This window comes from Mammaliicoccus sp. I-M35, assembly GCF_022386455.1.
Classification (GTDB): domain Bacteria; phylum Bacillota; class Bacilli; order Staphylococcales; family Staphylococcaceae; genus Mammaliicoccus; species Mammaliicoccus sciuri_A.
Window position 1 is genome coordinate 53,389 of record NZ_JAJNIL010000012.1, and the last position, 26,671, is coordinate 80,059.

The following is a 26,671-nucleotide window of genomic DNA, read 5'->3' on the forward strand; positions in this document are numbered from 1 at the left end:
ATCTGCAGTAGGGAAGAATCATTTACACAAAATTATTGACGCTCCCTTATAATGAGAACTTTTACTAACATAATTTATGATAAACTTACTATATAATCATATTAATTAAATAGTTAGGAGATCTGCTTATGTTTATATCTACTCTTCAAATTCGAAATTTTAGAAATTATGAATCCGAAATCTTTCGATTCGATAATGAGACAAATACTATTATAGGTGAGAATGATTCAGGGAAAACCAATGCTCTTACTGCATTGAGAATCTTATTAGATGATAGTTATTACTATAGTAGTAAAACACTAAAAGAATCAGATTTTTTTCATGGAATTCAAAATGGGTGGCAAGGGCATTGGATTATTATCTCTGCGACATTTGAAGGAATCAGCGAAGAAGAATTTGACAATGAGATTTGTGCTTCCATTTCTTTAAATTCTGAAAGTCAAACAATCTTAGAAGAATTGATTTCAAATGCAGATAAAGGTGTAGGTAGTATTTCTCTATTTATTAGACCTAACAAAGCTATTAGAAAGCAATTATTTGATATTTCCACTGAATTAGACTCTCATCAATTTAACGAATTTAGAAATTCTATTCGTCTATCCGACTATGAATTTTACTACACATCTAAATCAAATCTAAATTTCTGTATCAATGAAAATTATGATAAATTGGTAGGAAGACTCAATGACAATATAGCTAGTAATCCTGAAGAAGACGATGAAGCTCTGTTGGGCTCAAGAATTGACATGTCAGATATTTTCAAGCATATTTCGGTTGTTTATGTTGACGCTCTTCGAGATGTTCTTAGAGAAATGAAAAACAATCGAAACCCAGTCAAAAGAATCATGGAAACAATTGAATCAAAAATATCATCAGATAATGTTGAGTCATTAAAAACAATTATACAGCAATTAAATGAGACTATTACCAGTGTTCCTGAAATTAGGAAAATTGGCGAAAATATTAATCGGCAACTAAATAGCATAATTGGTTCAGTGTATTCTCCTAATCTTCTTCTTTCCTCAACTATGTCAGATGATATGGGTTCTTTAGCAAAATTTCTTTCAATGAAGCCAGAACAAAATATCGACTTAGACTTACTAGGGTTAGGACATCTAAATATGATTTATTTAGCTTTGAAAATAGTCGAATTTGAAGCGTGTCGTTCAAGAGAACTACTTAATATTATGTTGATTGAAGAACCAGAAGCTCATATTCATCATCATATTCAAAAAACTCTGTTCGAAGGATTAAATCTTCAAAAAAACTATACTCAGATTCTCATGACCACACATTCTGTACATTTAGCTGAAGTGTCTGAAATATCTCGGATGAATGTATTAAAATCGTTTAATGGCAAATCTATCGTTATGAATCCAGCAAATAATCTGAACTCATTTGCTAAAGAAAAGTTAAAAAAGAACAATCTAAATCTAATAAACGCAGTAGAGAGATATTTAGATGTTAAAAGAAATGGATTGCTTTTTTCTAAAGGTGTTATCTTAGTTGAAGGAGATGCTGAAGAAATACTTATTCCTCAAATAGTAAAAAAATTATTTGGTATAAACTTAGACGAACTTGGAATAGGTTTGATTAATGTTGGTAGTACTTCGTTTGAATATATCGCTAGCTTGTTTGACGATGATAGAATACAGAGAAAGTGTGCTATTGTAACTGATTTAGATGAACAGGCAATCCCATCAGAACATCGATTGTATAAAAGCACTGCACAAGAGAAAGGTCAAGCAAGAAAAGAAAAATTATCCTCCCTTTTTAATGAAAACAATTGGGTTAATTGTTTTTATGCTAATACAACATTTGAAATTGAGTTTTTAGATGTGAATAAAGAAAATATTCTAACTTATGTCAGTCCAATTATAGATGACGCATTCAAAGATAAAAAAACAATAACTGCTTATAAAGAAGAAATACAAAGTGAACAATATTTAGAAAGAAATTTAGCGATGTTAAAACTAGCCAATCATGTTGGTAAGGGGTGGTTTGCAATTGAGTTAGGTGAAAAAATTGACTTTTTAATCAAAATTCCTAAGTATATTCTTAATGCTATTGCTTTTGCATGTCAGGAAATAGTAGATCTCTCAATTTATAAAAAAATTCTACTCCATACAATCGACTTGTACGAGGAAACTACAGAATTGTCAGCTTTATCAGCTAGTTTAAAAACAAGTGATACAGCTGATTTGAATATAGCAATAATTTCTTTATTAGAGTACTTTGGTAAAGATGAGGATGTTGTGTATCTAATCAATCAGATAGAAAATTACACAAAAATACTTTATGCTGAGGTTTCAAAATGACAAATATCTTCGAAAAAATCGTAAATGATTTAAATTTAGAACAAAAAGATGTTGTGGAAAGTGAAGATAACCTTTATGTAAATGCATGTCCTGGGAGTGGGAAAACAAGGGTACTTACAAGGAAAATTGCTTACCAAGCAATTAAACACGATGGATCACTAAAAAGAATAATTGCTATCACATACACTAATAGAGCTGCTGAAGAAATTAAGGAACGCCTAAGTTTACTTAGTATAGATGATGATATTAATATTTGGGTGGGGACAATACATCAGTTTTGTCTTGAATTTATTATTTATCCTTTTAAAATGAATCTCTCAAGAGTATCAAAAGGATTTACAATTATTGATGATTATACTCAAAGAGCTTACGTCAGCCAAATTAATAATATGCTGAATTTAAATCTCAAAACGTATGAACTGAACAAAATTGATTTGTCACTTTCTCATGATTTTAAAATTAATGAAGTTCAGTATACTCAAGTTTCTGAAATGTATCACACTATGTTGGAAAAAAATAAAGAAATTGATTTTGATATGATTTTACTAGTAGCGTATAAAATTTTAACTGTAAACAGTAACGTTGCACGTAATATTGCTAGTAATATAAGGGCGATTTATGTGGATGAATTTCAAGATACTAGAGAATTACAATACAATGTAATAGCTAAATTACTTCAAAACAACCCTCAAATTCAGTCAATGTTTGTTGGAGATATTGACCAAGCAATTTATGGATCATTAGATGGTATAGCTAAATCAGTTGAAGAACTAGAAATGCTAACTAGTCACACTTTTCAATCAAAGACGCTACATGGCTGTTACAGGTCTAATCAGAGATTAGTAGACTTCTACTCTAATTTTCAGAGTTGTCCTTACGAGATTGAAAGCAGAGGGAATAATAAAAACGACCGTGGTTTTATAAGTTATGATTGCAAAGTTACTAAGGAGGATTTACCCAACATAATAAAAAATATAATAAAGGAAAAGATTGAAAGCGGCATTCATGAAAAAGATATTTGTGTACTTGCTCCTCAACACTATCCTCTGTTTTCACTGGGTGAGTATTTAAAGAAAGAATTACCGTATTGCAATTTTGATGCTATAAATATATCACCAATTAAGGTAAATAATCATAGTTTATTTTTCAAGTTAGCAATTTTGTACTTTACTGAATCAGGTGAAAAGGTTCGAAGAAGAAAGCTAATTGCAAACGATATTTTAATTATATTAAAAAATGAATTTGGAATAGAAGTTAAAGATTATTTTATTGACTTAGATTTATTACAGCTAATAAACAGTGTGAAAAGAATGTATAGTGGAGACGACAACGGTGTTGATTTATACAAATTTGTTACCAAACATATATTTGTTAATCTTAATATTGACGAGAAAAATTACCCGTCTATTTTTAAGCACTATCTATTTTTTATTAACGAAGTAGAAGATCGGATAAAAAATAATTCATTATCTAGTAGTGTATCTAGTTTTAAGAAGATGTTTAAATCTCGAGATGGTATCACACTTACTACAGCACATAAAGTTAAAGGAAATGAGTATGATACTGTTATCGCTATTAATCTTCTAAACGGGAAAATTCCTCATTGGAATGAAATTTTTAATGTTTCTGATAAAGGAATTAGTTCAGCGAGAAAACTACTATACGTAATTTGTTCAAGAGCAAAAAATAATTTATTTCTTTTCTCAGAGGTGGGTTATTTTACGAGTAAAGGAGACTTGCTTTATCCCACTCAATTATTAGATAAAATAGAATTTGATTATAATATTTAAAATACCTAGGTAGTCGTTGTTTTAAATATAGTAGGAATCGGACGCTCAGTACGGAGCGTCTATTTTTTTACCCAATTTTGAAAGGAAGTGAACTTATGAAAATAAAAAATCAAGAATCAAAAGGTCGCTCTCCCCCCTTTAAAACCATCACACAAATAAGATTCATTCAAACATAAAAACAGAAAGGATAGGTAAAAATATGGAACTTAAATATGTCATTCCCAATATGGAAAAAACATTTGGACAATTAGAATATGCTGGTGAAGGGAACATTGAACAACGTCGAATAAATGGCAGACCAACCATTCTCTCTCGTAGTTACAATTTATACTCAACGATTCAACGAGCAGATGATATTGTTGTCATTCTTCCCTCCGAAGCTGGCGAGAAACATTTTGAATCCGACGAAAAAGTCAAACTCATCAACCCACATATTACCGCAGAAGGTTATAAAATTGGCAATCGAGGATTTACCAATTACATTATGCACGCAGACGATATGGTGAAAGCATAAGAAAGGAAAGGTGAAAAAATATGAGATTAGCAGAAGGTATTGTGATTGAAAAAGACCAGACATTTGGCACATTGAAATTTTCCGCCTTGCGTCGTGAGGTTCGTATCCAGAATGAAGATGGTACGGTTTCCGAAGAAATTAAAGAACGTACCTATGACTTAAAATCAAAAGGACAAGGACGCATGATACAAGTCAGTATCCCCGCTTCTGTTCCTTTGAAAGAATTTGACTACAACGCAGAAGTGGAATTAATCAATCCTGTGGCAGATACCGTAGCGACGGCTACTTTTCGAGGGGCAGACGTTGATTGGTACGTGAAAGCAGACGATCTTGTATTAAAAGGACAGACAAAACCTCATCAGAAATATAAAAAAGAAGCGTCCGAAAGTGAAAAATAGGTGTTGCTTATGACAAACACACCATTGATTTTGAAAGAAATTCCGAAGGATGAAGCCATTTCTTTTATTCGGCAATACCATTATTCAAAGATACTCCCTAGATTGTGTAAATACTTTCTAGGGATTTTTTCAGAAGAAAAATTATTAGGCGTTGTGGAATTAGGCTGGGGTACGCAACCCCTACAAACCATACGCAAACTCTTTCCCGACAGTTCCCTTCAAACCACAGATTATTTAGAAATTGGAAAGATGTGTTTTCTTCCAGAAATGAATCAAACCAATTATTTTGGCAGTCAAGCTCTTTCAGCTCTAATTAAGTGGTTGAAAGAACATACGGACTGTCATTTTTTATATACACTGGCAGATGGAATTGAGGGAAAATGTGGCTATGTCTATCAAGCGTCCAACTTCTTTTACTGCGGGTATTTCAAGACAAGTGTCTATCGTGATAAGCAGTCATGGGAAAAGATACACCCTCGAAGTGCTCGCCTTTTATTAGAGGAAAATGCTCGCTTTGAACAGGTAGAGAAAAAGCATTGGCTTTCCCAGGCATTTTGCGAATACAAAGGGATTGAGAAAATCAATGGACGCATGTTTCGCTATCTCTATCCGTTGACAAAAGAAGCGAAAAAACTGTTAGGACACACTCTCTATCGACGTCATTATTATCCGAAAGAAAAAAATTTACGCTTTGAAAAGCGAATCGCTTATCAGAAATATGAAGCCATTTCTCAACCAACTTTTGATAAACAGGCTCGTATCTACAATACACAATTATTTTGATAGGTGGAAAGGAGGATTTTTATGCCATTGCTTCATGACAGAGGAGAGCGAATCAAAGCCAACGATAAGCACTTGGTCTATCATTTTGTACTAATTTCATTGCTGGTAGTTTTTCTAGTCGTCCTACTCCCTTTTCATTGGAGAGCGTTACAATCGGTGAACTGGCAAGCAGTTCAGTTAGATACATTTTTCTATCAACTTCATACGCCATACTTTTGGAGCAGTATTCTCACTGCTCTTTTTGTATGCGGACTTATCAGCTGGCTTTATTATCACTATCGTATAGATTCTATAAAACAGTTAGAGCACCGTCAAAAGTTAGCTCGTATGATTTTAGAAAATCATTGGTATGAAGCCGAAGAAACTCAATCAGAGGGATTCTTTAAAGATTTACCCAGCAAGAAAACCAAACAACGAATCCGCCATTTTCCTAAAATATATTATCGAATGAAAGATGGACTAATCCATATTCATGTAGAAATCACCTTAGGGAAATATCAAGATCAGCTTTTGCACCTAGAAAACAAACTAGAAACAGGATTGTATTGTGAATTAGTGGAAAAAACGTTGAAAGATTCTTATGTAGAGTATGTCCTACTTTATGATACTATTGGCAATCGAATTGGCATTGAAGACGTGGTAGCTCAAGATGGACGTGTCAAATTGATGGAATCGGTCTATTGGGAGTTCGATTCTCTCCCTCACATGTTAATTGCTGGGGGCACTGGTAGTGGAAAATCCTATTTTATTCTCACATTGATTGAATCTCTCCTGCATACAAATGCAAAGCTTTATATTCTTGACCCTAAAAATGCTGATTTGGCAGACTTAGGGGCGGTCATGAATAATGTCTATTACCGTAAAGAAGATATGTTGGCATGTATCAATCAATTTTACGAAGATATGATTGATCGCAGTGAAACCATGAAACAACACCCTAACTATAAAACAGGAGAAAATTATGCTTATCTTGGTTTGTCTGCCAATTTTCTTATTTTTGATGAATATGTGGCAATGATGGATATGCTAGGTCGTGAAAGTACCACCGTTATTCATAAACTCAAACAAATTGTAATGTTAGGACGACAAGCAGGCTTCTTTTTAATTCTTGCCTGTCAACGTCCAGACGCAAAATATTTTAGTGATGGGATTCGGGACAACTTTAACTTCCGTGTGGCTTTGGGTCGTATGTCTGAAATGGGCTTTGGTATGATGTTCGGAAGCGATACACAAAAACAATTTTTCTTAAAACCCATCAAGGGAAGAGGTTACGTGGATACAGGAAAAAGTGTGATTAGTGAGTTTTATACACCCCTTGTACCAAAAAGGTACGATTTCTTAGGAGAAATAGGAAAAGTCATTCAAAAAAAGCAATCTGAGCCTGTACCGCACGAAGTGAAAGGTACAGGTTCAGACTTGCTTTGATTGGTGTGGCGTTAGCCACGCCAATCCTTTAGCCCCCTCTATCTAACAGGGGGGCACAAATACAACTGAAAACAGGCAATTCTCATCAACCAATGTTGATGGTACAAAGGATTGCGGAAAATATGAAAGGTGTAAACTCAAGGGTCATAGTTTACATCTTTTTTAGATTGGAGGTTTGCGAATGGAAAACGAAAAAATTTGGATTAAGGAATTGAAAGAAAAGCGACTGGCTTATGGCGTTTCTCAAAATAAACTGGCGGTTGCTTCTCATATTACCAGACCTTACCTATCGGATATTGAAACAGGCAAGGCAGTCCCTACTCAACAGGTGAAAGAAGATTTACTGAACGCTTTGGAACGCTTCAATCCCGATAACCCATTGGAGATGTTATTCGACTATGTACGGATTCGATTCCCTACCAATGATGTGGCTCAAATTATCGGTGAGGTTTTACGTTTGAATATGGATTATATGCTACACGAAGACTTTGGCTATTATTCTTATCCCGAACACTATCGTTTCGGTGATATTGTTGTCCTAGTCTCTCATGATGTAAGTAAAGGTGTTTTATTAGAACTGAAAGGAAAAGGCTGTCGGCAATTTGAAAACTTTCTATTGGCTCAACATCGGAGCTGGTATGATTTCTTTCAAGATTGCATGGAACATAAAGGTATTTTCAAACGCTTGGATTTAGCTATCAACGATAAAACAGGGATTTTGAATATTCCAGATTTGGCAAAGAAATGTAAACAGGAAGAATGCATTTCCGTCTTTCGAAGCTTTAAAAATTATCGCAGTGGTGAATTGGTTCACCGTGATGAAAAACCATACATGGGAAACACACTTTATATTGGCTCATTAAAAAGTGAAGTCTATTTCTGTATATATGAGAAAGATTATGAGCAATACGTGAAAAATGATGTTCCCTTAGAAGACGCAGAAGTAAAGAATCGGTTTGAAATTCGGTTAAAAAATGACCGAGCCACCCAAGCCATGAAAGATTTATTGGCACATCAACAGGCGGAAAAAACAGCCTTTGAAATTATCAATCGCTATATCCGCTTTGCAGATAAAGACGACACTAAACGTCGGAGTGATTGGAAAACTAATGAACGTTGGGAATGGTTTATCGGTAAAAATCGTGGAGCATTACGCCTAACCACACAGCCAGAGCCTTATTCTTTTGAACGAACATTGAACTGGTTACATCATCAAGTCGCCCCTACATTAAAAATCGCAAGCATTTTAGATGTTCTCAACGGTACAACCATTATCTCCACCATGATTCAGGAAGCCAAACTGACAGAAAAACATGAGAAATTAATTGAACAACAACATCTAGCCATGGAGGATTTGATTACATGAGCCTTTTAACAAAAGAATTAAAGAAGTTAGGGTTTCAGTGTGGCATTGAGTTTCAAGCGTATATACAAAATACAGGGAAATATACGTCTCTCATTATTGAGGGAAAACGGCAAGCTGGTGATACCATCTATACCTATGATTTTTACAAGGTGAGATTTTATAATAATTATACCAATCGAGTAACCGTCTATGGAGAGCATTTAACCCCTTTTCAATTATTAAGGCGTGTAAAAAGCTATATCTATTATCGAGAAAAATATCTTAAGGAAAGGAGGACAATCACATGAATTTTGGGCAGAATTTGTACAACTGGTTCTTGGATAATGCACAGTCATTGGTATTGTTAGCGATTGTTGTCATTGGACTGTTTTTAGGTTTTAAACGAGAATTTTCAAAACTCATTGGCTTCTTGATTATTGCTCTAATCGCCGTCGGACTTGTGTTCAATGCAGCTGGCGTGAAAGATGTGTTATTAAACTTATTTAACCGAATCATTGGTGCTTAACAGATATTTTTCATGATAAAATAGGAAGTATATATTTTGTTATGAAAGGATTTATGAATATGTTTACAAATGATCAATTTAAATCTCTTTTAATTAAAACATTAGAAAGAAAGAGCTCTTCAAATTATTATGAAGGAGGTAACGAGATTGTTTCTAAAATGAAAATATCAGAGGTAACTTTAGATGAGACTGACGATTTTACTTATTATAAAGGATATAAAAAGGGCTGGAATACGCTTTGCACATATCTTAAAATAAGAGTTCCTTTTGATGATTTAGACTTTTTTGAAAGTCATAAAGATTTGATTACCCAGACAGCAAGCTCCATATATGATAAACAAGGTGATAATGTATTAGTGGATACTATTTTAGTACCACTTCCAGAGAATTACGAAGTAATTAACTTTAGTCAGTTGAAAATTAGTGATGTGGTTTCACAAGCTATTGAAGACGCTGAGTCTTTTATGAGTAATGGTGAATATCAACGTGCCTTTGACAGAGTTCACACTGCTTTTCATGGATATTTAATTGAAATACTAAAAAAATATGAAATTACAGTTCCTAGAGACGAAAATCTATCTAAATTATATAGTAGGATACAACAATTAATTGAAAAAGAAATTCAACCTACTGAACTTGCTGATATAGTGAAGACAACGATAAGGTCATCAAATGGAATGATTAGCTCTCTTAATGAAGCAAGAAATAGGCATTCACTTGCACACCCTAATACAAATATTATTGGAAAGAGAGAAGCAAAACTAATAATAGGTATTTCAAGTACAGTTACAGATTATATTAGCGGATACCTTGATAAGTAGCGTCATTAACTGATTGCTACTTTTTTTATGACTATTTTTATAAAAAGGATGTGATAAGAATTGGAAATGAAAGTCTATGTGGCAAATTTAGGACGGTATAATGAAGGTGAATTAGTCGGAGCATGGTTTACTCCACCAATTGATGAGGAAGAAATGGCAGAAAGAATCGGTTTAAATGAGGACTACGAAGAATATGCAATACATGATTTTGAGCTTCCTTTTGATGTGGACGAATACACGCCGATTAGTGAAATCAACCGTCTATGTGAAGCCATTCAAGAAATCGAAGGTACACCTATTTATAATGAACTCAAAGAAATTCAAGGCATGTGGTTTAGTAGCTTGGAAGAATTACTGGAAAACAAAGAGGATATTCATTGTTATAGTGATTGTGATTCGATGGAAGATGTCGCCCGTTATTACGTGGAAGAAACAGGACAGCTTGGTGAAGTCCCTTCCAATTTACAAAATTATATTGACTACCAATCTTTGGGACGTGATATGGAAATAGAGGGTAATTACCTAGTTACCTCTCATGGGGTATTTGAATATTGTCAGTAAGTTTAACAATCCGTGTTATAATTAAATTAATAAATAGCACGGAGAGGTATAAATTATGGTAAATGTATTTGAAAATCTTAAACTATTAAAACTAGACATGAAAGATAAAGGCTGGGTGATAGATTCCTTTTACTTTCGTTACAAACAGCAAAATTATATTGTACTTGTTAAGCTATTTGAAAAAGAGGAAAAAGTTCCAGAATATGCTCTGTTAAAACTAGAATTTTTAAAGGAAAACGATTTTTCAGATATGCTAGCTGTCTATGCTAATTCGGTAAAATTATATACAGACACGAAAACAATAAGAGAATATTTTGGTATCGAATACAGTAGTAACTTGGGAGATGTTTTATTTCAATTTAGCCAAACTCTTGCTCGATTTATTCCGACAGAAGTTAGTGAGAAGAAAAATGAAGACCAAAAAGAAGCCATGTGTTTCTCATTAAGTCAAAGTGATTCAGAAGATCCCAGAAAAAAATATTGTTTTTCAGTTAGAAGAAATCCTTTAAAGGGAAATGGTGAGCTGGGAAAACGAAGTCCTTTTAATGACAATAAAACGAGATTGTATAGACCCAGCTTATATGAACGATTAGGGTCAGATACCAATTTAAGTTTCAGATATTCAATGAATCCAGATGATGAAGAAACTGATGAAGGTATTATTGCAAAATGGACAAAAAATAAAATTGAATAGTTAAAGCATTGAAAGAGCAATCACCTATTTTGATTGTTCTTTTTCTATTTTTACGGAAAGGACGTGAAGACATGAAAAAAATAAGAAGTTACACCAGTATTTGGTCAGTAGAAAAAGTGATTTATGCGATTAATGATTTACAACTCCCTTTCCCAATTACCTTTACGCAAATGACATGGTTTATCGTTTCTTTGTTTGTCGTCATACTCTTTGGCAGTTTACCACCACTTTCTCTGATTGACGGAGCACTACTCAAATACTTAGGGATTCCCATTGTTCTCACTGGGTTCATGTGCCAAAAGACCTTTGACGGAAAGAAACCCTATGGATTTCTAAAGTCTATCATTACCTATGCTCTACGCCCTAAAGTAACCTACGCTGGCAAACAAATACGATTAAAAAAAGAAACAATGAATGAATCGATTACGATTGTAAGGAGTGAACAACTAGATGGCATATCCGATTAAATATATGGAAGATAATCTCGTATTTAATCATGATGGCGAAGTATTCGCTTATTATGAATTAATTCCCTATAATTACAGTTTTTTAAGTTCCGATGAAAAAATTCAAGTTCATGATAATTTCTGTCAATTGATTGCCCAAAATCGTGATGGCAAGATTCATGCTCTGCAACTAGCAACCGAATCAAGTATTCGAGCCACACAGGAACAATCGAAAAAAGAAATCACTGGACGATTAAAAGAGATAGCTTACGAAAAAATAGATGAACAGACCGAAGCGTTAATTTCTATGATTGGTGACAATCAAGTAGACTATCGCTTTTTTATTGGTTTTAAACTCTACCTCAATGAACAGGAAGTATCCGTAAAAAATGTTGGGAAAGAAATTCAAAAAGCATTTGCGGAATTCTTTCATGGTGTGAATCACAAATTAATGGGCGATTTTGTTTCTATGCCTATGGCGGAAATCGAACGCTTTTCTAAGATGGAACAGTTGTTAGAAAGTAAATTATCCAGACGCTTTCAGATTCGTAAATTGGAGAAAGATGATTTTGGTTATATTATTGAACATCTTTACGGGCAAACAGGTGTCCCTTTTGATGACTACGACTACCATTTACCGAAACGATACGAAGATAAAAAAGTGTTGGTAAAGAAATACGATATTCTCAAACCCACTCGCTGTTTAATCGAAGAAAATCAACGCTATTTACGGATTGAACAGGAAGATACCACTACTTATGTGGCGTATTTTACAATTAATAGTATTGTTGGTGAATTGGATTTCCCTAATAGTGAAATTTTTTATTACCAGCAACAGCAGTTTACTTTCCCCGTTGATACCAGTATGAATGTTGAAATTGTCGCCAATAAAAAAGCCTTATCTACCGTTCGCAATAAAAAGAAAGAACTGAAAGATTTAGATAGCCACGCATGGGAAAGCGACAACGAAACCAGTACTAATGTGGTGGACGCTTTAGAATCTGTCGATGAATTAGAAAGTAATTTAGACCAAACCAAAGAATCTATGTACAAACTAAGCTATGTGGTACGGGTATCAGCAAAGAATTTGGACGAGCTGAAACAACGTTGTGATGAAGTAAAAGATTTTTATGATGATCTGTCTATCAAATTAGTACGACCTTTTGGCGATATGCTAGGCTTGCATAATGAATTTATTCCCTCAAGCAAGCGATATATCAATGACTATATTCAATATGTCACGTCGGATTTTTTGGCTGGTCTTGGTTTCGGTGCTACACAAATGATTGGTGAAAATTCTGGTATTTACGTCGGTTACAATCTCGATACAGGCAGAAATATTTATCTCCAACCTAGCCTTGCAAGTCAAGGAATTAAAGGCTCTGTAACAAATGCATTAGCGTCCGCTTTTATTGGTTCATTAGGTGGCGGAAAATCATTCTCTAACAATATGCTGGTCTATTATTCAGTACTCTTTGGCGGACAGGCAACCATTGTTGACCCAAAAGCTGAACGTGGTGAATGGAAAGAAACCTTACCTGATATTGCCCATGAAATCAATATTGTTAATCTCACGAGTGAGAACGACAATAAAGGGTTACTTGACCCTTATGTGATTTTAAAACTCCCGAAAGATTCAGAAAGCCTTGCCATTGATATTCTCACGTTCTTAACAGGTATTTCCAGCCGAGATAGCGAGAAGTTTCCTGTCCTGCGTAAAGCTATTCGGAGTGTAACTCAAAGCAAACAACGAGGGTTGTTATTGGTGATTGATGAATTGCGAAAAGAAGATACGCCCATCAGCAATAGTATTGCTGACCATATCGAAAGCTTTGTCGATTATGATTTTGCCCATCTGTTATTCAGTGATGGCAGTGTCACCCAATCCATTAGCTTGGAAAAACAACTCAATATTATTCAAGTGGCAGATTTGGTCTTACCCGATTCCAATAGCTCTTTTGAAGAATACACTACCATGGAATTATTAAGTGTGGCAATGCTGATTGTCATTAGTACCTTTGCTTTAGACTTTATCCACTCTGACCGTTCCATTTTTAAAATTGTTGACCTTGATGAGGCTTGGAGTTTTTTACAAGTGGCACAAGGAAAAGCTCTATCTATGCGATTGGTTCGAGCAGGACGTGCCATGAATGCAGGGGTCTATTTCGTTACTCAAAACGCGGACGATTTACTAGATGAAAAGATGAAGAATAATATTGGCTTGAAATTTGCCTTTCGTTCCACTGACCTAGTGGAAATCAAAAAGACCTTAGAATTTTTTGGTGTGGACAAGGAAGATGAAAACAATCAGAAACGCTTACGTGAATTAGAAAATGGACAATGTTTAGTTTCAGACATCTATGGTCGTGTAGGGGTTATGCAGTTTCACCCGATTTTTGAAGAGTTGCTTCATGCCTTTGATACCAGACCGCCTGTGCGAAATGAGGTGGAAGAATGACACAAAAACAAAAGAAATTTCTTCACTATAGTTGGATAACGCTCCTTTGTGTGGGCGTTATTTTACTTTTATTAGGCACGCTGGGCAATGCAGTACAAGCGACAGGCTTAGTTGATGAAACCATTGATACAAGCAATGAATACTCCAAGTATGGTTTGAATCAATATCAGCTTGATTATTATGTGGACAATAGCTGGGGCTGGCTTCCATGGAATTGGAGTGATGGCATAGGACAATCGGTGATGTATGGATTGTATGCCATTACTAATTTTATTTGGACAATTTCTCTTTATCTATCGAACGCCACAGGTTATTTGGTGAAAGAAGCCTATGCCTTAGATTTCATTAGTCAAACATCCCAAGCAATTGGCGAAAACATGCAGACGATTGCAGGCATTACACCGAATGGCTTTTCCAGTTCAGGGTTTTATGTCGGTTTCCTCCTTCTTTTTATTCTCATTGTTGGAATCTATGTTGCCTATACAGGATTGGTTAAGCGAGAAACGACGAAAGTGATACGAGCTGTTTTAAACTTTGTCGTGGTGTTTATTCTATCGGCTTCCTTTATTGCGTATGCACCCGATTATATTGCGAAAATCAATGATTTTTCCAAAGATGTCAGTACCGCCAGTCTGAATATTGGGACAAAAATTGTTCTTCCTAACACGGATAGTCAAGGGAAAGACAGTGTGGACATGATACGTGACAGCTTATTCTCTGTTCAAGTAAAGCAACCATGGCTATTGCTTCAATATGGCTCCACTGATGTAGAAGCGTTAGGGGAAGAACGTGTGGAAAGTTTATTGTCTACCAGTCCAGATACAAACAATGGTGAAGATAGAGAAAATGTAGTGATTGAAGAAATTGAAGATCATGACAATACCTATTTAACCCTACCGAAGACGATTTCCAGATTAGGAACAGTCTTCTTTTTGTTTGTATTCAATATTGGTATCTCGATTTTTGTTTTCCTTCTAACAGGAATCATGATTTTTTCGCAAGTGCTATTTATTATTTTCGCTATGTTTTTGCCAATCAGTTTCCTATTAAGTATGTTGCCGAGTTTTGATGGCATGGGCAGGCATGCCATTACCAAGTTATTTAATGTGATTATGACAAGGGCTGGTATTACCTTGATTATTACCGTTGCCTTTAGTATTTCCACTATGCTTTATTCGCTGTCAGCAAGTTCTCCCTTTTTCATGATTATGTTTTTACAAATTGTGACCTTTGCAGGGATTTATTTTAAACTGGGCGATTTAATGAGCCTATTCACTTTACAAAGCAACGACTCTCAAAACATGGGCAGACAAGTGTTTCGCAGACCTCGTCAAATGATGAATCGACAAACCAGAAGATTTCAACGCAGTATGAGTAAGATTTTTCGTGGAAAAGCAGGGTCAACGAAGCAAAAGACAATGACAACAAAGCAGAATCAAACCAATAAAGCTAACCATACTCGTCAAAATGAACGGACTACACCAAAGAAAGAAACAGCACTTTCCAATGTGAAAAAGCAACAAGGCGGTATCGGGCAACGATTAGGTGAAAAGACAGCCCATGTATTGGACACGAAAAATCGTCTAGTCAATAAAAGAAAGCAGGCAAAACAACAGATACAGGCGACACCAACCCATGTCAAATATGCCCTTCATCAAGGAAAAGAGAATGTCACTCATAATGTAACAGACTTTAAACAATCTATGGCAGATACCAAAGCTCAACGCAAACAACAGCGTATGAACCAGCAGGAGCAAAAACGAAAGAACATTGCTCAAAAGCGTTTGGAGCTGGATAAAGCAAAAGAAAAAAGACGAAAAGAAAACCCATCATCTCCTGTTCAGAATAACCAGCAGCATGTTCGCAAGCGTCAGCAAACCGTCACGCCTGTTTTGTCACAAAACACTAAACGTGAAAATCATCAGCGACCATTGAAAAAAGAGCAAAAACAAAAGACACCACCGAAGCAATTCAATCAGAGGAAGCTAAATAAAAGAACGGATAAGCGAGGACAACAAACATGAAGCTAAAAATAACAGTGATTTGTAGTGTGGTCTTCTCTCTCTTCTTTTTTCTCTTATTATTCCTAGTCATTTTCTTTGCAGATGATACGGACAGTGGCGAAAACAACAAGGATTCTTCTATTCCACAAGGCGGTGTGACCGTTTCACCAGAAGTGTTGGCACACCGTCCGTTGATTGAAAAATATGGTAAGGAATATGGGATTGAAGACTATGTTTCTTATATCTTAGCCATTATGCAAGTGGAATCGGGCGGTACAGCAGAAGATGTTATGCAAAGTTCCGAATCTTTGGGTTTACCGCCCAACAGTTTGAGTACCGAAGAGTCCATCAAACAAGGGGTTAAATATTTCAGTGAATTATTAACCAGTGCAGAACAACAAGGAGTGGATATAGATTCTGTTATCCAATCTTATAATTATGGCGGTGGCTTTTTAAATTATGTGAGGAGTCATGGGAAAAAATATACCTATGAATTAGCCGAACAGTTTTCTAAAGAGAAGTCGGGTGGTCAAAAAGCAGACTATCCCAATCCTATAGCCATACCTGTGAATGGTGGTTGGCGATATAACTATGGAAATCAGTTTTATGTTCAGTTGGTTTCACAATACCTAACCGACACTTCCCCAACAGAATTTGATGATGAAACCGTGCAAGTCATTATGGACGAAGCCTTGAAATACGAAGGGTTTCCCTATGTCTTTGGAGGGGCGTCGCCTACCACCTCTTTTGATTGTAGTGGCTTAATACAATGGGTGTATGACAAAGCTGGCATTTCTCTCCCTCGTGTCGCCCAAGATCAGTATGACGCTACGCAAGAAATCTCTATGGAAGAAGCCCAAGCAGGCGACCTTATCTTCTTTCATTCAACCTATAATGCAGGCACATATGTGACTCATGTGGCGATATATTTAGAGGGAAATCGCTTTTATCATGCAGGCGACCCAATCGGTTATGGCGACTTAAGCAGTCGTTATTGGCAAGACCATCTGATTGGGGCTAGACGTGTTATTCATAACTAAGAAAGGAATGAATCAAATGATTATAAAAATCGAGCGAAAAGAAAAGAAGGAGAAACCAAAGAAATCTAAAAAACCGAGCAAGCAAAGAAAAGTTCCGATGATTAAAGTTGGCACGCATAAGAAATTAACCTTTGTTTTATGGGTTTTATTGATTGGTAGTGTCGGATTTGGAATCTATAAAAATTTTACTGCCATTGACACTCATACTGTCCGTGAAACAGAAATCATTAAACAGCAGATTGTCGATACCAACCAAGTAGAAAGTTTTGTGAAATCCTTTGCGAAAGACTACTTTTCGTGGCAACAATCCCAAGAAGCCATTGATAAACGAAATGAAAAATTGACCCATTATTTGACGGAAGAATTGCAGGTATTAAATGAAGAAATGATTCGTAAGGATATTCCTACTAGTTCTAGTGTGAACGATATACAGGTGTGGCAGGTTTCTCAAGTGAATGAGAACACCTTTGAGGTACTGTTTTCTGTTGAACAAGTTATTACCGAAGACAAAGACAAGGAAACTATATCGTCTAGCTTTCATGTGGTTGTCCATATAGATGAATCAGATAATATGGTTATTATCAAAAATCCGACAATGAGTAAGAAACCTCAAAAATCGGACTACCAACCCAAACAGCTAGAAAGTGACCATACAGTAGATACAGAAACGATGGACGAAATCACTAGCTTTTTAGAAACGTTCTTCCAGCTCTATCCTACCGCCACAGAAAAAGAATTGACTTACTATGTAAGTAATCATGTGTTACCTATGATTAACAAGGAATATGTTTTCGAGGAATTGGTGAATCCTATCTTTACCAGAAAAGATAACCAAGTAATCGTGAATGTCGCTGTGAAATATTTAGATCAAGAAACAAAGGCAACCCAAATCTCGCAATTTGAGTTGATATTAGAAAAACAAGATAATTGGAAGATTGTAAAATAACAAATATTGGTACATGATTACAGATACTTTGTAATCATGTACTCTTTTTGATAAAAAATTGGAGATTCCTTTACAAATATGCTCTTACGTGCTATTATTTAAGTGACTATTTAAAAGGAGTTAATAAATATGCGGCAAGGTATTCTTAAATAAACTGTCAATTTGATAGCGGGAACAAATAATTAGATGTCCTTTTTTAGGAGGGCTTAGTTTTTTGTACCCAGTTTAAGAATACCTTTATCATGTGATTCTAAAGTATCCAGAGAATATCTGTATGCTTTGTATACCTATGGTTATGCATAAAAATCCCAGTGATAAAAGTATTTATCACTGGGATTTTTATGCCCTTTTGGGTTTTTGAATGGAGGAAAATCACATGAAAATTATTAATATTGGAGTTTTAGCTCATGTTGATGCAGGAAAAACTACCTTAACAGAAAGCTTATTATATAACAGTGGAGCGATTACAGAATTAGGAAGCGTGGACAAAGGTACAACGAGGACGGATAATACGCTTTTAGAACGTCAGAGAGGAATTACAATTCAGACAGGAATAACCTCTTTTCAGTGGGAAAATACGAAGGTGAACATCATAGACACGCCAGGACATATGGATTTCTTAGCAGAAGTATATCGTTCATTATCAGTTTTAGATGGGGCAATTCTACTGATTTCTGCAAAAGATGGCGTACAAGCACAAACTCGTATATTATTTCATGCACTTAGGAAAATGGGGATTCCCACAATCTTTTTTATCAATAAGATTGACCAAAATGGAATTGATTTATCAACGGTTTATCAGGATATTAAAGAGAAACTTTCTGCCGAAATTGTAATCAAACAGAAGGTAGAACTGTATCCTAATATGTGTGTGACGAACTTTACCGAATCTGAACAATGGGATACGGTAATAGAGGGAAACGATGACCTTTTAGAGAAATATATGTCCGGTAAATCATTAGAAGCATTGGAACTCGAACAAGAGGAAAGCATAAGATTTCAGAATTGTTCTCTGTTCCCTCTTTATCATGGAAGTGCAAAAAGTAATATAGGGATTGATAACCTTATAGAAGTTATTACTAATAAATTTTATTCATCAACACATCGAGGTCCGTCTGAACTTTGCGGAAATGTTTTCAAAATTGAATATACAAAAAAAAGACAACGTCTTGCATATATACGCCTTTATAGTGGAGTACTACATTTACGAGATTCGGTTAGAGTATCAGAAAAAGAAAAAATAAAAGTTACAGAAATGTATACTTCAATAAATGGTGAATTATGTAAGATTGATAGAGCTTATTCTGGAGAAATTGTTATTTTGCAAAATGAGTTTTTGAAGTTAAATAGTGTTCTTGGAGATACAAAACTATTGCCACAGAGAAAAAAGATTGAAAATCCGCACCCTCTACTACAAACAACTGTTGAACCGAGTAAACCTGAACAGAGAGAAATGTTGCTTGATGCCCTTTTGGAAATCTCAGATAGTGATCCGCTTCTACGATATTACGTGGATTCTACGACACATGAAATTATACTTTCTTTCTTAGGGAAAGTACAAATGGAAGTGATTAGTGCACTGTTGCAAGAAAAGTATCATGTGGAGATAGAACTAAAAGAGCCTACAGTCATTTATATGGAGAGACCGTTAAAAAATGCAGAATATACCATTCACATCGAAGTGCCGCCAAATCCTTTCTGGGCTTCCATTGGTTTATCTGTATCACCGCTTCCGTTGGGAAGTGGAATGCAGTATGAGAGCTCGGTTTCTCTTGGATACTTAAATCAATCATTTCAAAATGCAGTTATGGAAGGGATACGCTATGGTTGCGAACAAGGATTATATGGTTGGAATGTGACGGATTGTAAAATCTGTTTTAAGTACGGTTTATACTATAGCCCTGTTAGTACTCCAGCAGATTTTCGGATGCTTACTCCTATTGTACTGGAGCAAGCCTTTAGAAAAGCTGGAACAGAATTGTTAGAGCCATATCTTAGTTTTAAAGTTTATGCACCACAGGAATATCTTTCACGGGCATATAACGATGCTCCCAAATATTGTGCAAATATCGTAAATACTCAACTGAAAAATAATGAGGTCATTATTATTGGAGAAATTCCTGCTCGATGTATTCAAGATTATCGCAATGATTTAACTTTTTTTACAAATGGGCTTAGTGTTTGTTTAGCAGAGCTAAAAGGATATCAGGTTACCACTGGCGAACCTGTTTGCCAGACCCGTCGTCTAAATAGTCGGATAGATAAAGTAAGATATATGTTCAATAAAATAACTTAGTGCGTTTTATGTTGTTATATAAATATGGTTTCTTATTAAATAAGATGAAATATTCTTTAATATAGATTTGAATTAAAGTGGAAAGGAGGAGATTGTTATTATAAACTACAAGTGGATATTGTGTCCTATTTGTGGAAATAAAACAAGACTACGAATACGAGTGGATACTATACTTAAAAATTTCCCTTTATACTGCCCCAAATGTAAGAACGAAACTTTAATTAATGTTCAAAAAATGAATATAATAACAATCAAAGAGCCAGACGCCAAGACGCAGAGCCGATAATTTGAGAAATGAAACTCTCATCTTATCGGCTCTTTTTGTTTATCTGAATTTTACTGACTAGCCTTCAATATTTCTTGCTTCATTGATACCTTTTGCTAGTGCTTCCATTAAGGATAGTTCTTTGTCTGTAAAGCTATCCATGTATTTTTCTACCTGTAACCTTCGAGTGCTTTTAATCAAATTATCTGTAGGTAAGAAAAATTCATCAATAGATACATGGAGTAATGATACAAGATCATACAGCACTTGTGTACTTGGGTGTTGTCCTTTGTTTTCTATATTTGTTAAATAACGTGGGTCAATTTCAATCATTGTTCCCACTTGTTCACGAGTGAGACCCCGTTTCATTCGAGCCTCTTTAATCGCTAAACCAACGGCTCTAAAATCGTATTTATCTTCTTTTTTACGCATACTAAATCACCTCTATACATTTTACTGTTCCTATATAACCATAAACAGGTATAGAAAAACATGTTATATAGTTTATGAGTTCCTATAGAACACTGTGGAATTTATTAATGCGATGAATCCAATTTCAAATAGAAAGGTCGCTGATTTTATTTACCTATACAACTTTATAAAATTTAGTCATACTCCTAGAAAGTAGATAAAATTGGCGACTTAATGGAGGGAAAAGTCGCCATGAGAAAGATAATCTGTCATCTAGTTCTCTTAATTAAGTTCTTATCAAAAAAACTTATCCACCTGTACTGGATAGATATGACCATCAATGTGGTTTTGCAGATTACATAGATAGAAAAATCAAAGCATATGAACAGAGAAAACAATCTGTTTATGTGCTTTTTTGGTCACTTAATAAATATCTTTTAGGATTTCTCTTCATTTATGCAACAAATCCCCCTTTCGTGTCGGGGTTTAGTATGAAGGGAGATAAAGAAGCACATGCCACTCCCTTTCACGACAGAAAAGGGGTGAAAAGCATGAAACCATCTTCTTTTCAAGAAACCATAGAAAATCAGTTTGACTATATCTGCAAACAAGTTATTGAAGATGAACGAAAAGATTACTTCAAACATCTAGACAGACTATCAGCAAAAGAAGTCTCGTTTTCTGATATAGATAACTACCTTGTCAACTCTTTTTCTACTGTTGATACGTACGTCACTGATTTCCAACTATTTAAATTATTTGGATTAAGAATCAATGTTGAAAGTGATTTATTAAGTGAAGCCCTGCGTCATCTTTCAGAGAAAAAACGGAACATTATTTTACTTCATTACTTTATGGATATGAGTGATGTGGAGATTGCGGAGTTACTAAATTTGAATCGTTCGACTGTTTATCGTCATCGAATAAGTGGACTAGCCATGATTAAAGAATTCATGAAGGAGTGTAAAGAATGAAAACAGCTTATCCAAGGGTTCCCTTCCCCCTCATTGTAAAGGCGACAGATGGCGACGTGGAAGCAATTAATCAGATTGTTAAACATTATCGAGGGTATACCTCAAAACGTTCATTACGTCGCATGACAGACGAATATGGAAATTCTCATATGGTTATTGATGAAACCCTACGTGGCAGAATGGAAACGAAACTCATCTCTAAGATTTTATCGTTCGAAATTAAATAGTCCCATTTTTTCGTGGAAGCGTGTCGAATCGTATCCACGCTTCCCGATTTGGGAGGTTTGTTATTCCATCAAAGCATATTGTGTGTTCAGTAGGTTTTGATAGGCTAACAAGCCAAACGTTCTTTGACAACCAAATAAAGGCAATCGAATACGTTTCGGTAAGAAAAGAGCTGATGAACTAACACGCCATGACCTACAAAATTAGTGAGCGATTCATGTTAGTAATTCGAAAGTAATCTTTAGCAGGATTGCTGCCATGACTTTCTTATCGTGATAATGATACTCCCGTATAGCCATAGTCCGAGCGTTAGAAGCGTCACAGGCAATGGGTACGGCTACATGAGAACCATGCAGAAGTGAAATTCCTGTGAGCTTTGCTAGAGCTGTTCGATTGCTAAGATATTCTTCTCTTGTCAGTGTATTATTATAAAACTATTTGATATAATTATAGGTGAATATTGGAGTTTTCCTAGCCTATAATTGGGAAAGGAGTAATAATGATAACGGTCACAAAAAAGGATTTAGTTGAGCTAGGATATGGAACTTCTTTTTCAGCAGACATCATAAAAAAAGCAAAAGAATTGATGATTACAAAAGGGCATATCTACTATCAATCTCGAAAGCTAGATAGAGTCCCTCGTGAAGCTGTTGAAGAAATTCTAGGAATTCGGTTTTCAAATGAAAACAGGTCTGAGTAGTTTTTGCACAGTAAGGAGTAAAAACTATGGTTAAAGACCCAATAAAAAAAGCAAAGAATGGAACCTATTATTTTCGTGCAAATCTAGGTTATGATTCTAAAGGGAAAAAAATTCAAAAATATCGTAGTGGATTCACTACTAAAAAAGAAGCAAGAGAAGAATATTCGAAACTGCTATTGATGAAACCAGAAGAATTAAGTGAGAATAAGGATAAAATGACGTTTAAACATTATATCTTTGAAATTTTCCTTCCATGGTATAAGACACAGGTAAAGCTCAGAACATATGAAAATCGCTTACCAACTATTAAGAAGCATTTCTCTTATTTTGATAAAATGGCTGTTTCCGATATTGAGCCTATTGATGTGCAAAATTGGCAACTAAAATTATCAAAGAAGTGTAAGTCTTCTTATGTAAGAGCTGTTCAAGGACTATTTTCAGTTGCTATGGATCGAGCAATTGTCCTTGGGATAACCACCACAAATCCATCTAAGATTATTGGCAATGTGAAAAAGCAAAAGTCTAAAATTGAATTTTGGACAAAAGAAGAATTTGAAAAAGTAATCTCTCTAATTTACAAAGAAGATTACTATCAACACTTTTTATTTATCTCTCTGTGGTTTTTATTTATGACTGGAATGCGAATTGGTGAAGCTACTGCCATTCAATGGGAAGATATTGATTTTGACTCAGGAGTACTAACCATCAACAAAACACTCTATTACAAGAATCAATCGAATTATAGATTTGTTGAACCAAAAACAAAGGCGAGCGTTCGTCATATTGTATTAGATAAATGCACATTAACTTATTTATCCGAATGGAAGGAAGTACAACAAAATCTAATTCAGACAGACTTTGTAATGAGCTATAACGGTATTCCTACCCAAAAACATACACTATCATATGCTATTGAACGCTATGCTAAGCTGGCTGGTATCCATCGAATCAGAATCCATGGGTTACGGCATTCTCATGCTTCCTTGTTAATCAGTATGGGAGAAAATCCACTTATCATTAAAGATCGTCTAGGACACGAAGATATTGAGACGACTTTAGGAACGTATGGACATCTTTATCCTAACAGTAATTTCGAGGTAGCTAACAAATTAAATGGAGCCATTTCCTTTAAAGAAGCAAAACAAAATTATGATACTTCACCAAAGAATCAATTTACTGTAGACTACTTGCGAAACAAAGAAATGAAAAAAGTGCAATAAAAGTGCAGTAAAAAGATAAGAAGAGCCAGAAACCCTTGGTATAAGAGGATTTCTAGCTCTCCTACAACTATTCCCACTCCGTATTTACCTTCTTCTACCCATAATTTAAATGATATTGAAAGTGTATGCATGCCAGATGCAATGATACCTTTAAATCTACTTTGTTCTGCTTTTTCTTTATCTATATGCATATATTGAGGATCAAAAGTTGTTGCAAATTGGATAATTTCTTCTTCTGTAATATGAAGGCTTTTTGTTTTGAATGTTTCTCCTACTATAAAATCATCGTATTTCATATATGTCTCTCTTTCTTATTCAAATTAATTTTTTAGTATGTAACATGTTAAAGGTAAGTCTACCGTCACTGAAACGTAAGACTCACCTCTAACTTTCTATTGAGACAAATGCACCATTTTATCTGCATTGTCTGTAAAGATACCATCAACTCCCCAATTAGCAAGTTGGTTTGCACGTGCTGGTTTGTTTACAGTCCATACGTTCAATTCATAACCCGCTTCTTTTACCATTTTTACTTTTGCTTTAGTAAGTTTGGCATCTTCAGTGTTTACTATTTTAGCATTACAGTAATCTAAAAGTGTTCTCCAGTCTTCACGAAACGAAGTTGTATGGAATATAACTGCTCTGTTATATTGTGGCATGATTTCTTCTGCAAGTTTAACAAGCACAACATTAAAGCTTGAAATGAGCACTTCTTGATTCTGATTTAAGTTTGTTAATTGTTCTTCCACTTGCTTAACCATACTTTTAGAAAGTGCTAGTCCATTCGGTCCAGTAATACCTTTTAATTCTACATTTAAATTCATATTATATTCATTTGCTATTTTTACTACATCATCGAAAGTTGGCAAATGTTCATCTTTGAATTTTTCACCAAACCAAGATCCTGCAGAAGCATCTTTAATTTCATCATAATTCAATTCAGTTATTTCCCCGGACATATTTGTAGTCCGTTCTAAATAATCATCATGAATGATAATCAGTTGTTCATCTTTTGTAATTGCAACATCTAACTCCAACCAGTTTATACCTTCTACTTCTGAAGCAGCTTTAAATGATGCAATTGTATTTTCCGGAGCTTTACTAGGTAATCCTCTATGTCCATATACAGTTAGCATATTACCTCTCCTTGCATTTTTATTTTTTTAATTAACGTAACTGTATTATCACATTAATCGCACTTTTATTTCCATTAAAAAGAGATGAATATCATAAATAAAGAAGTCGATAGATTCGTATTGATTATGGAGTTAATCTACGTCTCATCTCATTTTTAAAAAATCATTTATGTCCCAAGCTCCATTTTGTAATCAAGTCTAGTTTTTCTGTACCCCTTATCTGCAATTTTACTTAGGATTGCTTTTAACTTACCTCTTATCTGCAATTTTACTTAGGATTGCTTTTAACTTACCCCTTATCTGCAATTTTACTGAGAACTGCTTTTAACGCACCTCTTATCTGCAATTTTGCCTAGAACTGCTTTTAACGTACCTCTTATCTGCAATTTTACTGAGAACTGCTTTTAACTTACCCCTTATCAGCAATTTTGCATGGAATTGCTTTTAACGTACCTCTTATCTGCAATTTTACTTAGAACTGCTTTTAACAAACCTCTTATCTGCAATTTTACTTAGAACTGCTTTTAACGTACCTCTTATCTGTAATTTTACTGAGAACTGCTTTTAACAAACCTCTTATCTGCAATTTTACTGAGAACTGCTTTTAACAAACCTCTTATCTGCAATTTTACTTAGAATTGCTTTTACTATTCCTCTTATTAGTATAATCTCAGTAAGAATGCGTATAAAAATGAAAATTACAACCGATTTTGTAAGTGCTGACGCCTGAGGGAATAGTATGTGCGAGAGACTAATGGCTCGAGCCATACCCCTAGGCAAGCATGCACGTACAAAATCGTAAGATAAAAAAATAAGCATATCACTGTAAACTTTAAAAAATCAGTTTAGTGATATGCTTATTTATTTCGAGTTAGGATTTATGTCCCAAGCTCATCAAGCACAATCGGCCACTAGTTTATTTCTCTATCTTATATGTTCTGATATGGTCTTCTATACTGTATAAGTATACTTTTGAATATGGATCTTGTGTCAATTCACGTTCGAAATCAAATTCTTGATTATCAAATCTGTTAAAGAATGTTTCGTATTCTTCGACTGATAATTGCTCTCTAGATTCTAGCATATTTAAGTGTTTCTCTTTATCTAATGCTTTGTCATATCCTTTAACGATTGAACCACTAAAGATTTCTCCTACTGCTCCTGAACCATAACTAAATAGACATACTTTCTCTTCTGGTTGGAATGTGTGGTTCTGTAATAACGAAATTAAACTTAAGTATAATGATCCTGTATAAATGTTACCAACATCTCTATTCCATAATACGGTTCTGTTGCAAAGTTGAATTTATAGTATAATTTTAACAAAAAGGAGTCTTCTGTATGAACTATTTCAGATATAAACAATTTAACAAGGA

26 protein-coding genes and 1 pseudogene are annotated in these 26,671 nt (G+C 34.8%); 23 read left to right on the forward strand and 4 right to left on the reverse strand.

Translation table 11 applies throughout. The features are described 5' to 3' along the window. Positions 1 to 128: 128 nt before the first annotated feature. The 19 genes from LQ679_RS12730 (at position 129) to LQ679_RS12825 (ending at position 20,650) form a co-directional block, all read left to right on the forward strand. Positions 129 to 2,318 (forward strand): ATP-dependent nuclease, encoded by a 2,190-nt coding sequence (locus tag LQ679_RS12730; protein ID WP_000470931.1) that lies wholly within the window; start codon positions 129 to 131, stop codon positions 2,316 to 2,318. Continuing rightward, positions 2,315 to 4,108 carry an ATP-dependent helicase gene (locus LQ679_RS12735; protein ID WP_000181735.1) on the forward strand — a complete coding sequence of 598 codons (1,794 nt, stop codon included), beginning with the start codon at positions 2,315 to 2,317 and terminating at the stop codon, positions 4,106 to 4,108. Before LQ679_RS12730 ends, LQ679_RS12735 begins: the two co-directional genes overlap by 4 nt. Positions 4,109 to 4,307: 199 nt before the next feature. Continuing rightward, the gene (locus LQ679_RS12740; protein ID WP_000421279.1) at positions 4,308 to 4,622 is read left to right on the forward strand and encodes a YdcP family protein; all 315 of its coding nucleotides are present in this window, start codon (positions 4,308 to 4,310) and stop codon (positions 4,620 to 4,622) included. A 20-nt stretch (positions 4,623 to 4,642) separates the two neighbouring features. Beyond that, positions 4,643 to 5,020 carry a YdcP family protein gene (locus tag LQ679_RS12745; protein WP_001234191.1) on the forward strand — a complete coding sequence of 126 codons (378 nt, stop codon included), beginning with the start codon at positions 4,643 to 4,645 and terminating at the stop codon, positions 5,018 to 5,020. A gap of 9 nt (positions 5,021 to 5,029) precedes the next feature. Further along, on the forward strand, positions 5,030 to 5,803 hold the full coding sequence (locus LQ679_RS12750) for a Mom family adenine methylcarbamoylation protein (protein WP_000185761.1): 774 nt from the start codon (positions 5,030 to 5,032) through the stop codon (positions 5,801 to 5,803). Positions 5,804 to 5,824: 21 nt separating this feature from the next. Further along, entirely contained in the window at positions 5,825 to 7,228 is a 1,404-nt protein-coding gene (locus tag LQ679_RS12755) for an FtsK/SpoIIIE domain-containing protein (RefSeq protein WP_001130244.1), read from the forward strand. 181 nt (positions 7,229 to 7,409) lie between these two features. Then, positions 7,410 to 8,594, forward strand: a complete 1,185-nt coding sequence (gene mobT, locus LQ679_RS12760; protein WP_000426689.1) for a MobT family relaxase — start codon at positions 7,410 to 7,412, stop codon at positions 8,592 to 8,594. A 283-nt stretch (positions 8,595 to 8,877) separates the two neighbouring features. Then, positions 8,878 to 9,099 carry a hypothetical protein gene (locus tag LQ679_RS12770; protein WP_001009054.1) on the forward strand — a complete coding sequence of 74 codons (222 nt, stop codon included), beginning with the start codon at positions 8,878 to 8,880 and terminating at the stop codon, positions 9,097 to 9,099. Positions 9,100 to 9,158: 59 nt separating this feature from the next. Next, the gene (locus tag LQ679_RS12775) at positions 9,159 to 9,920 is read left to right on the forward strand and encodes an abortive infection family protein (protein WP_001565981.1); all 762 of its coding nucleotides are present in this window, start codon (positions 9,159 to 9,161) and stop codon (positions 9,918 to 9,920) included. A 60-nt stretch (positions 9,921 to 9,980) separates the two neighbouring features. Next, the gene (locus LQ679_RS12780; RefSeq protein ID WP_000425404.1) at positions 9,981 to 10,481 is read left to right on the forward strand and encodes an antirestriction protein ArdA; all 501 of its coding nucleotides are present in this window, start codon (positions 9,981 to 9,983) and stop codon (positions 10,479 to 10,481) included. 55 nt (positions 10,482 to 10,536) lie between these two features. Next, the gene (locus LQ679_RS12785) at positions 10,537 to 11,175 is read left to right on the forward strand and encodes a DUF6037 family protein (RefSeq protein WP_000248477.1); all 639 of its coding nucleotides are present in this window, start codon (positions 10,537 to 10,539) and stop codon (positions 11,173 to 11,175) included. An 8-nt stretch (positions 11,176 to 11,183) separates the two neighbouring features. Further along, on the forward strand, positions 11,184 to 11,642 hold the full coding sequence (locus LQ679_RS12790) for a conjugal transfer protein (protein ID WP_001803273.1): 459 nt from the start codon (positions 11,184 to 11,186) through the stop codon (positions 11,640 to 11,642). Further along, a complete protein-coding gene (gene tcpF, locus LQ679_RS12795; protein WP_000331165.1) occupies positions 11,626 to 14,079 on the forward strand; it encodes a conjugal transfer ATPase TcpF in 2,454 nt (817 codons plus the stop codon). Before LQ679_RS12790 ends, tcpF begins: the two co-directional genes overlap by 17 nt. Beyond that, the gene (locus LQ679_RS12800) at positions 14,076 to 16,103 is read left to right on the forward strand and encodes a CD3337/EF1877 family mobilome membrane protein (protein WP_000192393.1); all 2,028 of its coding nucleotides are present in this window, start codon (positions 14,076 to 14,078) and stop codon (positions 16,101 to 16,103) included. Before tcpF ends, LQ679_RS12800 begins: the two co-directional genes overlap by 4 nt. Next, the gene (locus LQ679_RS12805; protein WP_000768373.1) at positions 16,100 to 17,122 is read left to right on the forward strand and encodes a bifunctional lytic transglycosylase/C40 family peptidase; all 1,023 of its coding nucleotides are present in this window, start codon (positions 16,100 to 16,102) and stop codon (positions 17,120 to 17,122) included. Before LQ679_RS12800 ends, LQ679_RS12805 begins: the two co-directional genes overlap by 4 nt. A 16-nt stretch (positions 17,123 to 17,138) precedes the next feature. Further along, positions 17,139 to 18,068: a conjugal transfer protein gene (locus LQ679_RS12810; protein WP_000584387.1), complete on the forward strand. Its 930-nt coding sequence runs from the start codon at positions 17,139 to 17,141 to the stop codon at positions 18,066 to 18,068. A 274-nt stretch (positions 18,069 to 18,342) separates the two neighbouring features. Next, positions 18,343 to 18,429 carry a tetracycline resistance determinant leader peptide gene (locus tag LQ679_RS12815; protein ID WP_011058339.1) on the forward strand — a complete coding sequence of 29 codons (87 nt, stop codon included), beginning with the start codon at positions 18,343 to 18,345 and terminating at the stop codon, positions 18,427 to 18,429. A gap of 15 nt (positions 18,430 to 18,444) precedes the next feature. Next, the gene (tet(M), locus tag LQ679_RS12820) at positions 18,445 to 20,364 is read left to right on the forward strand and encodes a tetracycline resistance ribosomal protection protein Tet(M) (protein WP_000691737.1); all 1,920 of its coding nucleotides are present in this window, start codon (positions 18,445 to 18,447) and stop codon (positions 20,362 to 20,364) included. Positions 20,365 to 20,482: 118 nt separating this feature from the next. Continuing rightward, complete coding sequence (locus LQ679_RS12825) at positions 20,483 to 20,650, forward strand: cysteine-rich KTR domain-containing protein (protein ID WP_001803271.1); 168 nt, start codon at positions 20,483 to 20,485, stop codon at positions 20,648 to 20,650. A gap of 57 nt (positions 20,651 to 20,707) precedes the next feature. Here LQ679_RS12825 and LQ679_RS12830 read toward each other — a convergent pair whose 3' ends face one another. After that, entirely contained in the window at positions 20,708 to 21,061 is a 354-nt protein-coding gene (locus tag LQ679_RS12830) for a helix-turn-helix domain-containing protein (protein ID WP_001227350.1), read from the reverse strand. A 530-nt stretch (positions 21,062 to 21,591) separates the two neighbouring features. On the opposite strand from LQ679_RS12830, the gene LQ679_RS12835 reads away from it, so the two are divergent. The 4 genes from LQ679_RS12835 (at position 21,592) to LQ679_RS12850 (ending at position 24,159) form a co-directional block, all read left to right on the forward strand. Beyond that, a complete protein-coding gene (locus LQ679_RS12835; protein WP_000804879.1) occupies positions 21,592 to 22,014 on the forward strand; it encodes an RNA polymerase sigma factor in 423 nt (140 codons plus the stop codon). Next, on the forward strand, positions 22,011 to 22,241 hold the full coding sequence (locus LQ679_RS12840; protein WP_000845143.1) for a helix-turn-helix domain-containing protein: 231 nt from the start codon (positions 22,011 to 22,013) through the stop codon (positions 22,239 to 22,241). The genes LQ679_RS12835 and LQ679_RS12840 overlap by 4 nt, the downstream gene beginning before the upstream one ends. A gap of 497 nt (positions 22,242 to 22,738) precedes the next feature. Next, positions 22,739 to 22,939: a DUF3173 family protein gene (locus LQ679_RS12845; RefSeq protein WP_000633907.1), complete on the forward strand. Its 201-nt coding sequence runs from the start codon at positions 22,739 to 22,741 to the stop codon at positions 22,937 to 22,939. Between the two features lie 26 nt (positions 22,940 to 22,965). Further along, positions 22,966 to 24,159, forward strand: coding sequence for a site-specific integrase (locus tag LQ679_RS12850; RefSeq protein WP_000237797.1), 1,194 nt, complete (start codon positions 22,966 to 22,968; stop codon positions 24,157 to 24,159). Positions 24,160 to 24,218: 59 nt separating this feature from the next. Here the strand turns inward: LQ679_RS12850 and LQ679_RS12855 are convergent. The 3 genes and pseudogenes from LQ679_RS12855 to LQ679_RS12865 all read right to left on the reverse strand — a co-directional run. Beyond that, a pseudogene (locus LQ679_RS12855) lies at positions 24,219 to 24,455 on the reverse strand (MaoC/PaaZ C-terminal domain-containing protein); the annotation flags it as partial. Positions 24,456 to 24,551: 96 nt separating this feature from the next. After that, positions 24,552 to 25,295: a glycerophosphoryl diester phosphodiesterase gene (locus LQ679_RS12860; protein WP_000958858.1), complete on the reverse strand. Its 744-nt coding sequence runs from the start codon at positions 25,293 to 25,295 to the stop codon at positions 24,552 to 24,554. Between the two features lie 916 nt (positions 25,296 to 26,211). Next, positions 26,212 to 26,601, reverse strand: a complete 390-nt coding sequence (locus tag LQ679_RS12865) for a hydroxymethylglutaryl-CoA synthase (protein ID WP_020444595.1) — start codon at positions 26,599 to 26,601, stop codon at positions 26,212 to 26,214. Positions 26,602 to 26,671: the final 70 nt, after the last annotated feature.

Coding starts and splice junctions, on each gene's coding strand:
- LQ679_RS12740 (WP_000421279.1), top strand. CDS start 4,308: ATGGAACTTAAATATGTCATTCCCAATATGGAAAAAACATTTGGACAA.
- LQ679_RS12850 (WP_000237797.1), top strand. CDS start 22,966: ATGGTTAAAGACCCAATAAAAAAAGCAAAGAATGGAACCTATTATTTT.
- LQ679_RS12730 (WP_000470931.1), top strand. CDS start 129: ATGTTTATATCTACTCTTCAAATTCGAAATTTTAGAAATTATGAATCC.
- LQ679_RS12845 (WP_000633907.1), top strand. CDS start 22,739: ATGATAACGGTCACAAAAAAGGATTTAGTTGAGCTAGGATATGGAACT.
- LQ679_RS12745 (WP_001234191.1), top strand. CDS start 4,643: ATGAGATTAGCAGAAGGTATTGTGATTGAAAAAGACCAGACATTTGGC.
- LQ679_RS12830 (WP_001227350.1), bottom strand. CDS start 21,061: ATGCGTAAAAAAGAAGATAAATACGATTTTAGAGCCGTTGGTTTAGCG.
- LQ679_RS12775 (WP_001565981.1), top strand. CDS start 9,159: ATGTTTACAAATGATCAATTTAAATCTCTTTTAATTAAAACATTAGAA.
- LQ679_RS12835 (WP_000804879.1), top strand. CDS start 21,592: ATGAAACCATCTTCTTTTCAAGAAACCATAGAAAATCAGTTTGACTAT.
- LQ679_RS12815 (WP_011058339.1), top strand. CDS start 18,343: ATGCTTTGTATACCTATGGTTATGCATAAAAATCCCAGTGATAAAAGT.
- LQ679_RS12805 (WP_000768373.1), top strand. CDS start 16,100: ATGAAGCTAAAAATAACAGTGATTTGTAGTGTGGTCTTCTCTCTCTTC.
- mobT (WP_000426689.1), top strand. CDS start 7,410: ATGGAAAACGAAAAAATTTGGATTAAGGAATTGAAAGAAAAGCGACTG.
- LQ679_RS12785 (WP_000248477.1), top strand. CDS start 10,537: ATGGTAAATGTATTTGAAAATCTTAAACTATTAAAACTAGACATGAAA.
- LQ679_RS12770 (WP_001009054.1), top strand. CDS start 8,878: ATGAATTTTGGGCAGAATTTGTACAACTGGTTCTTGGATAATGCACAG.
- LQ679_RS12860 (WP_000958858.1), bottom strand. CDS start 25,295: ATGCTAACTGTATATGGACATAGAGGATTACCTAGTAAAGCTCCGGAA.
- LQ679_RS12840 (WP_000845143.1), top strand. CDS start 22,011: ATGAAAACAGCTTATCCAAGGGTTCCCTTCCCCCTCATTGTAAAGGCG.
- tcpF (WP_000331165.1), top strand. CDS start 11,626: ATGGCATATCCGATTAAATATATGGAAGATAATCTCGTATTTAATCAT.
- LQ679_RS12750 (WP_000185761.1), top strand. CDS start 5,030: ATGACAAACACACCATTGATTTTGAAAGAAATTCCGAAGGATGAAGCC.
- LQ679_RS12810 (WP_000584387.1), top strand. CDS start 17,139: ATGATTATAAAAATCGAGCGAAAAGAAAAGAAGGAGAAACCAAAGAAA.
- LQ679_RS12800 (WP_000192393.1), top strand. CDS start 14,076: ATGACACAAAAACAAAAGAAATTTCTTCACTATAGTTGGATAACGCTC.
- LQ679_RS12735 (WP_000181735.1), top strand. CDS start 2,315: ATGACAAATATCTTCGAAAAAATCGTAAATGATTTAAATTTAGAACAA.
- LQ679_RS12755 (WP_001130244.1), top strand. CDS start 5,825: ATGCCATTGCTTCATGACAGAGGAGAGCGAATCAAAGCCAACGATAAG.